The following is a 1865-nucleotide window of genomic DNA, read 5'->3' as shown; positions in this document are numbered from 1 at the left end:
GCGCCGCCCCGTGCGGACCGGGGCGGGTCTCCGGAGGCCTGGAGAGCAACACCGGAGTGATCGCCCCGGTCCGCACGGGGCGGCGCATCGGCGCCTTCGCGCTGGGCGTCGCCCTGGTGGTGCCGCTCGCGCTCCCGGCGCTCGACGGCGGCCTCCTGGGCGGCTCCGACGGCCCCGGCGGCAGCGGCTCGGGGGGCGGCGGGACGATCTCCGCCGTGAACCCGCTGGTCGCGCTCCAGGACAGCCTGAACCAGCCGGAGGACCGCGAGGTCCTCTCGTACCGCACGAACGCGCGGCGGACCGACGAGCTGTATCTGCGGATCGTCTCGCTCGACCAGTTCGACGGCACCACCTGGAAGACCACCGTCCGAAGCATCGAGGACGTGCCGTCACCGCTTCCCGAGCCGCAGGGGCTGCGGCCCGACGTCCGCAGGACCGAGATCCAGACCAACATCACGGCCGACGGCGACTACGCGCAGAACTGGCTGCCCATGCCGTTCCCCGCGAGCCAGGTCGAGATCGGCGGCCGCTGGCGGTACGAGCCGGTGGGCCGCGCGCTCGTCGGCGACCGGGGGCAGACCACACGCGGCGCGGAGTACCAGGTCAAGAGCCTGGTCATGGAGCCCACGGCCGAGCAGCTTGCGAACGCGTCCGCGCCCCCCGCCGCGCTGCGGCGCGAGTTCACCAAGGTGCCGGACTCCCTGCCGGCGATGGTCGCGGACACGGCCCGGCGGGTCACCAAGGGCTCCGCGAACCCCTACGAGCAGGCGGTCAAGCTCCAGGACTACTTCGCGTCGGACGGCGGCTTCACGTACAACACCCAGGTGCGGGCGGGCAGTGGTCCCGCCGCGATCGAGAAGTTCCTGCGGCAGAAGGAGGGCTTCTGCGTCCACTTCTCCTTCGCGATGGCCTCGATGGCGCGGACGCTGGGCATACCGGCGCGCGTCGCGGTCGGTTTCACGCCGGGCTCCGCGCAGGCCGACGGCACGATGTCGGTCGGGCTGCGGGACGCGCACGCGTGGCCCGAGCTGTACTTCGAAGGCGTGGGCTGGACCCGTTTCGAGCCGACCCCGAACCGCGGCTCGGTGCCCGAGTACACCCGCTCCGATGTCCCCTCCGATGACACCAGGGACCCGGACACCCCCGAGCCTTCCCGCTCGGCGGAGCCGTCCGCGGCGCCCTCGGCGTCCGACAGCTGCCCGCCGGACATGCGCAAGCAGGGTGGGTGCGCGAGTGCCGCCCCGCAGGTCGCTGCCGGTTCGGGCGGTGGCGGACCGCCCATCAAGATGATCGTTCTGGTGGCTCTGGCGGCGCTGCTCGTGATCATGGTGCCGCTGCTGCCCCTGCTGTGGCGAGCCCGGGTCCACGCGGCGCGGCTGGGTTCCGGGGGGCGTGCGCCCGCGGACGCCTCGGCGCGGACACTCGCCGCCTGGCTGGAGGTGACGGATACGGCCTGGGACCACGGCATTGAGCCGGACGAGTCACAGACCCCCCGGAAGGCCGCCGCGCGGATCGTCCGCATCGGGCAGCTGCCGACGGGGCCCGCGGAGGCCGTCCACCGGGTGGCGACCGCCGTGGAGCAGGTGCTCTACGCGCCGAATCCGCGGCTTCCCGCGACGGGGCTCTCCGAGGATGTGCGGCGGGTGAGCGAGGGGCTGCGCGCCACGTCGACCCGGTCCGCGCGACTGCGGGCGACGCTCGCGCCGCGTTCGGCCGCACGGGTGGTGTGGGCGGTCTCCGACCGCTGGACGGCGTTCGGCGCACGCTGGAGCGAGCGGTTCGCGAAGCGGTGGACGGCACTGACCCGGAGGCTGCCGCGAGGGGCTTGAGGCGGGGGCGCGGGGGCTGCCGCGAGAGGCTTGAGG

Annotated in this window: 1 protein-coding gene; it reads left to right on the top strand. The window is 74.2% G+C overall.

The window, feature by feature from the left end:
- A partial coding sequence (locus tag GKQ77_RS32300; RefSeq protein WP_219692694.1) for a transglutaminase TgpA family protein occupies positions 1-1829 on the top strand: 1829 nt, incomplete at its 5' end.
- Between the last annotated feature and the right edge of the window lie 36 nt (positions 1830-1865).

This window comes from Streptomyces anatolicus (assembly GCF_019400875.1).
GTDB classification, from domain to species: Bacteria; Actinomycetota; Actinomycetes; order Streptomycetales; family Streptomycetaceae; genus Streptomyces; species Streptomyces anatolicus.
This window is presented reverse-complemented; position numbering and strand designations above follow the sequence as displayed.